Source organism: Thermomonas sp. (assembly GCF_025993755.1).
Taxonomy (GTDB): domain Bacteria; phylum Pseudomonadota; class Gammaproteobacteria; order Xanthomonadales; family Xanthomonadaceae; genus Thermomonas.
In genome coordinates, this window is sequence record NZ_JAMQHN010000167.1 from 1 (window position 1) to 8,578 (window position 8,578).

At 65.4% G+C, this 8,578-nt stretch carries 7 protein-coding genes, 2 tRNA genes and 1 pseudogene; 3 read left to right on the top strand and 7 right to left on the bottom strand.

Annotation, left to right across the window (positions count from 1 at the left end):
* From Q0X16_RS12180 to Q0X16_RS12205, 6 genes and pseudogenes are all read right to left on the bottom strand, one after another.
* A pseudogene (locus Q0X16_RS12180) lies at positions 1-615 on the bottom strand (phenylalanine--tRNA ligase subunit alpha); the annotation flags it as partial.
* 211 nt (positions 616-826) lie between these two features.
* Positions 827-1,186: a 50S ribosomal protein L20 gene (gene rplT, locus Q0X16_RS12185; RefSeq protein ID WP_297834826.1), complete on the bottom strand. Its 360-nt coding sequence runs from the start codon at positions 1,184-1,186 to the stop codon at positions 827-829.
* Positions 1,187-1,199: 13 nt separating this feature from the next.
* On the bottom strand, positions 1,200-1,397 hold the full coding sequence (gene rpmI / locus Q0X16_RS12190; protein WP_027083463.1) for a 50S ribosomal protein L35: 198 nt from the start codon (positions 1,395-1,397) through the stop codon (positions 1,200-1,202).
* Between the two features lie 345 nt (positions 1,398-1,742).
* Positions 1,743-2,267, bottom strand: a complete 525-nt coding sequence (gene infC, locus Q0X16_RS12195; protein ID WP_297834839.1) for a translation initiation factor IF-3 — start codon at positions 2,265-2,267, stop codon at positions 1,743-1,745.
* An 84-nt stretch (positions 2,268-2,351) separates the two neighbouring features.
* On the bottom strand, positions 2,352-4,253 hold the full coding sequence (gene thrS / locus Q0X16_RS12200) for a threonine--tRNA ligase (RefSeq protein WP_297834828.1): 1,902 nt from the start codon (positions 4,251-4,253) through the stop codon (positions 2,352-2,354).
* 263 nt (positions 4,254-4,516) lie between these two features.
* Positions 4,517-4,591: transfer RNA gene (locus Q0X16_RS12205), tRNA-Val, on the bottom strand.
* Between the two features lie 46 nt (positions 4,592-4,637).
* Between Q0X16_RS12205 and Q0X16_RS12210 the strand changes: the two genes are divergently transcribed.
* Positions 4,638-5,669 carry a histidinol-phosphate transaminase gene (locus Q0X16_RS12210; protein WP_297834831.1) on the top strand — a complete coding sequence of 344 codons (1,032 nt, stop codon included), beginning with the start codon at positions 4,638-4,640 and terminating at the stop codon, positions 5,667-5,669.
* A gap of 10 nt (positions 5,670-5,679) precedes the next feature.
* Here the strand turns inward: Q0X16_RS12210 and uvrB are convergent, their stop codons facing one another.
* Entirely contained in the window at positions 5,680-7,728 is a 2,049-nt protein-coding gene (uvrB, locus tag Q0X16_RS12215) for an excinuclease ABC subunit UvrB (protein ID WP_297834834.1), read from the bottom strand.
* Positions 7,729-7,900: 172 nt separating this feature from the next.
* Here uvrB and Q0X16_RS12220 point away from each other — a divergent pair, with 172 nt between their 5' ends.
* On the top strand, positions 7,901-8,431 hold the full coding sequence (locus Q0X16_RS12220) for a GspH/FimT family pseudopilin (RefSeq protein WP_297834837.1): 531 nt from the start codon (positions 7,901-7,903) through the stop codon (positions 8,429-8,431).
* Between the two features lie 71 nt (positions 8,432-8,502).
* Positions 8,503-8,578: transfer RNA gene (locus tag Q0X16_RS12225), tRNA-Phe, on the top strand.

Here is an 8,578-nt window from a genome sequence, read left to right on the forward strand (position 1 = left end):
CTGGTCGGAATCGCTGCGATAGACCTTGCCGGCGGCGATCATCCGCAGCGGCGGCGCGCCGCCGCCCTCCAGCAGCGCTTGCATGTAGCGGATCTGCACGCCCGAGGTGTGGGTGCGCAGCAGCCGACCGTCCGGGAAATAGAACGTGTCGTGCATCGCCCGCGCCGGATGGTGCGGCGGGAAATTGAGCGCCTCGAAGTTGTGCCAGTCGTCCTCGATCTCGGGACCGTCGGCCAGCTCAAAGCCCAGGCGCCCGAAGATGTCGACGATGCGCTCCAGCGTGCGGCTGACCGGATGCACGCCGCCGCGCTCCGCGCGCCTGCCCGGCAGGGTGACGTCGATGGCTTCCTGCGCCAACCGCGCTTCCAGCGCCGCGCTCTCCAGCGCTGCGCGCCGCGCCGTCAGCGCCGCGCCGATGGCATCGCGCGCCCGGTTGATCGCCTCGCCAGCCGCCTTGCGCTGGTCCGCAGGCAACGCGCCCAGCGCCTTGAGCTGCGCGGTGACGCTGCCGCTCTTGCCCAGCAGCGCAACGCGCAGGGCTTCCAGCGCGTCCGGCGCGGAAGCGGCGGCGATGTCGGCCAGCGCCTGGGTGGACAACGATTCGATTTCGCTCATTTGCAATCCATCCCGAACCTGCGTTACTTGTTGTCTGCCCTGCCTCGAGGACGGCCCGTGGTCGCAACCGCCTTGCCGGATATCCGGTCGCGGCCATGGTCCGCTCCTGCATGCAGGGAGTCTGAAAAAAAACAATGGGGAAGGACTCGCGCCCTTCCCCACGTCGTGATGGCTTGCGCCATCGATACCGCCTTTCGTGTGGATCGACGGCTTACGCCGCCAAAGCGCCCTTCGCCTTCTCGGTCAGGGCCGTAAACCCGGCGGCGTCGTGCACGGCGATATCCGCCAGCACCTTGCGGTCCAGGGTGATCCCGGCCTTGAGCAGGCCGTTCATGAAGCGGCTGTAGCTCAGGCCGTTGGCGCGCGCGCCGGCATTGATGCGCGCGATCCACAGCGAGCGGAACTGGCGCTTCTTCTGCTTGCGGCCGATGTAGGCATACTGCTGCGCCTTCGTCACCGCCTGCTTGGCGACGCGGAAGACCTTGCGGCGGGCGTTGTAGTAGCCCTTGGCAGCCTTGAGAACTTTCTTGTGACGGCGGCGCGCCATCACGCCACGCTTGACTCGTGCCATGGTTCAGCCCTCCTCAGAGATACGGCAGCATGCGGTCCAGACGGCCCGCGTCCTCGGCACGAACGTGGTTCGTCTGCCGCAGGTTGCGCTTCCGCTTGGTCGCTTTCTTGGTGAGGATGTGGCTCTTGTTGGCGTGGCCGCACTTGTACTTGCCGGAAGCGGTCTTCCGGAAGCGCTTGGCCGCCGCCCGATTGGTCTTGATCTTGGGCATTGGGAATCCTTGCGAAATCAACGAACTGGCCGAGGCGGCAGCTTGGCCTTTCGGCCTTGCCACGCTTTCCGTCCTTGCCTTGCCGGTGGTAAGCCCTTGATCCGAAACGGATCAGAGCGGGTCCTGGGAACGCTCGACAACAAACCCGGCGAACCGGGCCAAGCATTATGACGGGTTTCCGGCGAATTCTCAAATCGCGCGGAATCTTGAAGCAGACTCCGGCGGAACCCGCCAAGTCGCTCCCCGATACTCGCTTGGATGGCGGGTTCCGCCGGAGTCTGCTTCGCGGCGCGTCGCCAGCTCAGCCGCCACACCGGTCACCATCATGGGCGACCGGCTGCAGCCTTACTTCTTCTTCGGCGCGATCATCATCACCATCTGCCGCCCTTCCAGGCGCGGGCGCGATTCGATGAGGATTTCGTCACCGAGGTCGGTTTCGATGCGAGTCGCCATCTCCCGCCCCAGCTCCTGATGGCTCATTTCGCGGCCGCGGAAGCGGATGTTGACCTTGATCTTGTCGCCCTCGGCGAGGAACTCGCGCATCTTGCGCAACTTGATCTGGTAGTCGCCCTCGTCCGTCACCGGGCGGAACTTGACTTCCTTGATCTCGACCTGCCGGGTCTTCTTCTTGGCCTCGTTGGCCTTCTTCTGCTGCTCGAACTTGAACTTGCCGAAATCCATGATCTTGCAGACCGGCGGATCGGCATTCGGCTGGATCTCGACGAGGTCGAGTTCCTCGTCCTCAGCCATGCTCAAGGCTTCGTCACGCGAAAGTACGCCGATCATCTCGCCGTCGCTGCCGATCACACGCACGCGTGGGACACGGATTTCATGGTTGCGGCGATTCTGCTTCGAGTCGGTGGTACTGATTGTGGCTGTCTCCAAACGTGAGCCCTTGCGGGCAGATTGGCCGCCGATTCCGGAATCGACGACCGGTTTTCGTCAAACGCGGCTTCAGCCGACGCTCTCTTCACGCAAACGTGTGACGAAGGCATCGACGGACAAGCTGCCGAGGTCCTCCCCACCCCGCGTGCGCACCGACAGCGTGCCGTTTTCCTTCTCGCGATCCCCGATCACCAGCAGGTACGGAACGCGCTGCAGCGTGTGCTCGCGGATTTTATAGCCGATCTTTTCGTTCCGCAAATCGGAAATCACTCGGAATCCTTGATCGGAAAGGGTTTTCCGGACGGCATCGGCGGCGTCGGCCTGGGCGTCGGTGATGTTCATCACCACCGCCTGCACCGGCGCCAGCCAGGCTGGCAGCAGGCCGGCGTGATGCTCGATCAAGATGCCGATGAAACGCTCCATCGAACCGACGATGGCCCGATGCAGCATCACCGGATGCCGCTTCTGGCTGTGCTCGTCGACATATTCGGCGCCGAGCCGGCCCGGCATCATGAAATCGACCTGCATGGTGCCCAGCTGCCAGGTGCGGCCGATCGCGTCGCGCAGGTGGTATTCGATCTTCGGGCCGTAGAAGGCGCCCTCGCCCGGTAGTTCCTCCCACTCCACGCCGGCCGCGCGCAGCGCGCTGCGCAGGGACTCCTCGGCCTTGTCCCAGGTGGCGTCGTCGCCCAGCCTCGGCTCCGGCCGCAGCGCCAGTTTGATCCGCACGTCGGAGAAGCCGAAATCGGCGTAGACCTTCATCGCCTGGGCGTGGAAGGCGGTCACTTCCGATTCGATCTGGTCTTCGGTGCAGAAGATGTGGCCATCGTCCTGGGTGAAGCCGCGCACGCGCAGGATGCCATGCAGCGCGCCGGACGGCTCGTTGCGATGGCAGCTGCCGAACTCGCCGTAGCGGATCGGCAGATCGCGGTAGCTGCGCAGACCCTGCTTGAACACCTGCACATGGCCCGGGCAGTTCATCGGCTTGACCGCGTAGGTGCGCTTCTCGGACTCGGTGAAGAACATGTTCTCCTTGTAGTTGTCCCAGTGCCCCGACTTCTTCCACAGTTCGACGTCGAGGATCTGCGGGCAGCGCACCTCGCCGTAGCCGGTGTCGCGATAGACCTTGCGCATGTACTGCTCGACCGCCTGCCACACGCTCCAGCCCTTGGGGTGCCAGAACACCAGCCCGGGCGCTTCTTCCTGCAGGTGGAACAGGTCCTGCTGCTTGCCGATCCGGCGATGGTCGCGCTTCTCGGCTTCTTCCAGCATGTGGACGTAGGCCTTGAGGTCCTTGTCGTTGAGCCAGGCGGTGCCGTAGATGCGGCTGAGCATCGCGTTGTTGTGGTCGCCGCGCCAGTAGGCGCCGGCCACCTTCATCAGCTTGAAGCTGCGCAGGCGGTCGGTGCCGGGCACGTGCGGGCCGCGGCAAAGATCGGTGAACTCGCCCTGGGTGTAGAGCGACAGGGTCTGATCGGCCGGGATGCTTTCGATGATCGCGGCCTTGTAATCCTCGCCGATGCCCTTGAAGAAGGCGATGGCGTCGTCGCGCGATTTCACGCTGCGGTTCAGTGGCAGCGCTTCCTTGACGATCTTGTGCATCTCCGCCTCGATCGCCGGCAAGTCCTCGGGCGTGAACGGACGCTCGTAGGCGAAGTCGTAATAGAAGCCATTCTCGACCACCGGCCCGATCGTCACCTGCGCGCCGGGGAACAGGCGCTGCACGGCCTGCGCCAGCAGATGCGCGGTGGAGTGGCGCAGGATGTCCAGCGCCTCCGGCGACTTGTCGGTGACGATGGCAAGCGAGGCGTCACGGTCGATGACGTGGCTGGCATCCACCAGTTTGTCGTCAACCTTGCCGGCAAGCGTGGCCTTGGCCAGGCCGGCGCCGATCGACGCGGCCACCTCGGCCACGGTCAGGGGATGGTCGTACTGACGCACGGCGCCGTCGGGGAGCGTGATGTTGATCATGGCGATTCAGGATGCATGGGCCGATAAACGTGGCCGGGGAATGACAGGGCGAAGGGCTTTCGGAACGGGAAGCGTTTTCGCGATTTCAACGTGCGGAAAACAAAAAAGCGCCGAGGCGCTTTCCCGAAGCCCACAGGCGAATGGGCGCGAATGCGTCGGCAGGATTCAATCGGGGCGATGGGTAGTGTCCATGTCGCACGCTCGGCCGGCGTTGCCGCGGGCCACCTTCATTCATTCGTTCGTCGCCACGCGCGATTTGCGCGTGGTGGGCGGTACAGGGTTCGAACCTGTGACCCCTACCATGTCAAGGTAGTGCTCTACCGCTGAGCTAACCGCCCATCAATCCCCCGGAGGGGCCGCGAATTGTAGCGTGTCTCCACGGGCATGGACAAGCGAGAGTGCGAGCGGCCAGACGGCACCCGCACCCGCCACGCCGGCTGGAGTTTCCGGACCTCGCCGCCCACCCACGCCGACGGCGTGCTCGCCACGCTGTCGGAGTACCGCGGCCTGCCCGAAGCGCACTACGTCCTCGGCGCCGGCTCCTCCGACCTGATGTTTCGTGCGATCCGCCTGTGGGTGACGCCGCACAGCCGCGTGCTGACGCTGGATCCCACCTATGGCGAGTACGGGCACATCCTCGAGCAGGTGATCGGCTGCACGCCGCAGCGCTTCATGCTCAGGGAGGAAGACCGCTACGCCGTCGATCTCGACGCGCTGCGCGCCGAGTTCGCCAGGGGCCACGACTGGATCTTCCTGGTGAATCCGAACAGCCCGACCGGCACGACCTTGCGGCACACCGAGCTGGTATCGCTGCTCGATGCCCTGCACCCGAACACGCATCTGTGGATCGACGAAACCTACGTCGACTATGTCGATCCGGCGATGACGCTGGAACCGCTGGCGGCGGCGCGGCAGCGGATCGTGGTCTGCAAGTCGCTGTCCAAATGCTACGGGCTCTCGGGGCTGCGCGCGGCCTACCTGTGCGGCGACAGTGAGCTGATTGCACAGGTGCGGCGGGTCACGCCGCCGTGGGTGCTGGGACTGCCGACCCAGATGGCGGTGATCGGCGCGCTGCGCAATCCGGACTACTACGCCGGCCGCTGGGCCGAAACGCGCCGGCTACGCGAACGGCTATCGACCCTGCTGGACGGCATCGGCATCGAGACCCTCGGCGGTCAGGCGAACTTCCTGCTGTGCTCGCTGCGGGATCGATCGATCACCGCGTGCTGGTTGATCGAACGCTGCCGCCACCGGAAAATGTTCCTGCGCAGCCTCGACAACTTCGGCACCCGCATCGATCCCTGGACGTTCCGGATCGCGGTGAAGGACGCGGCCACCAATCAGCGAATGGTCGGAATCATCGCGGAGGCGTTGGCGATGGGTGGAAACACCATCCCCACCCAATCCTCCCCTTGAAGGAGAGGCCTTACAAGGCCGCCTCGCGCAGCTTGCGGATCAGGTCGCGCACCCGAGCGGCCTCCTCGAACTCGAGGTCGCGGGCATGCTGGTGCATCTTCTGTTCCAGCGCCTTGATGTGCGCCTCCTGCTGCTGCGGGGGCAGGCGCAGGTAGTCCTGCTCCGGCTCGGCCACGCGGCGCGTCTTGCCGCGACCCTTCAGTTCGCCCGGCTCCGGCCGCGCACCTTCCATCACGTCGCGCACCGCGCGCTGCACCGACTGCGGAATGATGCCGTGCTCGGCGTTGTAGGCGAGCTGCCTGTTGCGGCGACGCTCGGTCTCGTCCAGCGCCGCGCGCATCGACCGGGTGACGGAATCGGCGTACAGGATCGCCTTGCCGCGCAGGTTGCGGGCGGCGCGGCCGATGGTCTGGATCAGCGAGCCGGTGCTGCGCAGGAAGCCTTCCTTGTCGGCGTCGAGGATGGCCACCAGCGACACTTCCGGCATGTCCAGCCCTTCGCGCAGCAGGTTGATGCCGACCAGCACGTCGAACACGCCCAGCCGCAGGTCGCGGATGATCTCGACGCGCTCGACGGTCTCGACGTCCGAGTGCAGGTAGCGCACCTTGACGCCGTGCTCGCCGAGATACTCGGTCAGGTTTTCCGCCATCCGCTTGGTGAGCACCGTCACCAGCACGCGGTCGCCGAGCGCCACGCGGTCGTGGATCTCCCCCAGAAGGTCGTCGACTTGGGTCGCCACCGGGCGGATTTCGACCTCGGGATCGACCAGCCCGGTCGGGCGCACCACCAGTTCGGTGATCTCGTCCCCGGCTTCGCGCAGTTCGTAAGGCCCGGGCGTGGCGGACACATAGACGCTGCGCGGCGCACGCGCCTCCCATTCCTCGAATTTCAGCGGCCGGTTGTCCAGCGCCGACGGCAGCCGGAATCCGAATTCCACGAGCGTTTCCTTGCGCGAACGATCGCCCTTGTACATCGCGCCGATCTGCGGAATGGTGACGTGCGATTCGTCTACCACCAGCAACGCGTCGGCGGGCAGGTAGTCGAACAGCGTCGGCGGCGGCTCGCCCGGCTTGCGCCCGGTAAGGTGGCGTGAATAGTTTTCGATCCCGCTGCAGTAGCCGACCTCGGCCATCATCTCCAGATCGAATCGGGTGCGCTGGCTCAACCGCTGCACTTCCACCAGCTTGTTCGCCGAATACAGCTGTTCCTGCCGCTCGCGCAGCTCGTCCTTGATGGTGTCGATGGCCGCCAGCGTGCGCTCGCGCGGCGTGGCGTAGTGGGTCTTGGGATAGACCACATAGCGCGGCAACTTGCGCAGGATCTGGCCGGTGAGCGGGTCGAACATCGACAGCTGCTCGATCTCGCCGTCGAACAATTCGATCCGCAGCGCTTCCAGGTCGGATTCGGCCGGAAACACGTCCACGGTTTCGCCACGCACGCGGAAGCTGCCGCGGTCCAGCACCATCTCGTTGCGGGCGTACTGCAGTGTCGTCAAGTGGCGCAGCAGTTCGCGCTGGTCGATGCGCTCGCCGCGCGACAGGATCAGGCGCATCGCCAGATAGTCTTCCGGCGCGCCGAGGCCGTAGATCGCCGACACCGAAGCCACCACGATCGTGTCGCGGCGCGACAGCAACGCCTTGGTTGCCGCCAGCCGCATCTGCTCGATGTGGTCGTTGATCGAACTGTCCTTCTCGATGAAGGTGTCCGTCGACGGCACGTAGGCTTCCGGCTGGTAGTAGTCGTAGTAGCTGACGAAGTACTCGACCGCGTTGTGCGGGAAGAACGCCTTGAACTCGCCGTACAGCTGCGCCGCCAGCGTCTTGTTCGGTGCCATCACCAGAGTCGGCTTCTGCACGCGCTGCACCAGATTGGCCACGGTGAAGGTCTTGCCCGAACCGGTGACGCCCAGCAGCACCTGCCTGGACAGGCCGTTCTCGAAGCCGGCCACCAGTTTTTCGATCGCCTGCGGCTGGTCGCCGGCAGGCTGATAGGGCGCCACCAGTTCGAAGCGCTCGGAATGCGTGGCCAGTTCGACGTCGGCGGGGACTGCTGAGCTCATTCGGGTTCTTCGCCTGCAACAGGGAAGTTTAACGCGATGCCGCATCCGGCCCGGACCCCGGATTTTTCCGAACCGTGTCCGGCGCGTATTCCCATGCCCCGATGCGGCACCCGCCGATCGCAGGCAAGCGCCCCGCTGCCTAGTCTGACCGCACGCCATCGGGAGCCACGCCATGCGCATCGTGCAAGCAGGATTCACCTTCATCGAACTGACCGTTGCCACGGCCGTCCTCGGAATCCTGGCCAGCATCGCCCTCGGCCCGTTTGCCGGCATGATCGAACACCACCGCGCAACGGCGGCAGTCGAGTCGTTGCAATCGCACATGGCGCTGGCGCGGACGGCCGCCATCACCTACAACCGTTCCGCCGTCCTGTGCCCAAGCCGCGACGGGCGCACCTGCACCAACGACACCGACTGGAGCGGCGGCTGGCTGCTGTTCATCGACCAGAACCGCAACCGCCAACCCGATCCGGGGGACGAAATTCTGCGCACGGACCTGCGCACGGACGCCGGCTCACTCCGCATCGCCAGCAGCGGCGGACGCCGCCAATTGCGCTACCACGCCGACGGTTCCAGCGCAGGAACCAACTTGACGATCTCGATCTGTGGACACAGCGGCCACCTGCTCGATCAGGTCATCGTCAACAACATTGGCCGACCGCGCAGCCAGCGCCCGCGCACGCCCACCGCCTGCCCGGTCTGAGCAGCCCCGACCCTGCCAAGCCTTGCCCGCCCTGCGCAGGCCAAGTATCATGCGCGGCTCGCGACAGCGATGGCTCGGTAGCTCAGTTGGTAGAGCAGGGGATTGAAAATCCCCGTGTCGGCGGTTCGATTCCGTCCCGAGCCACCA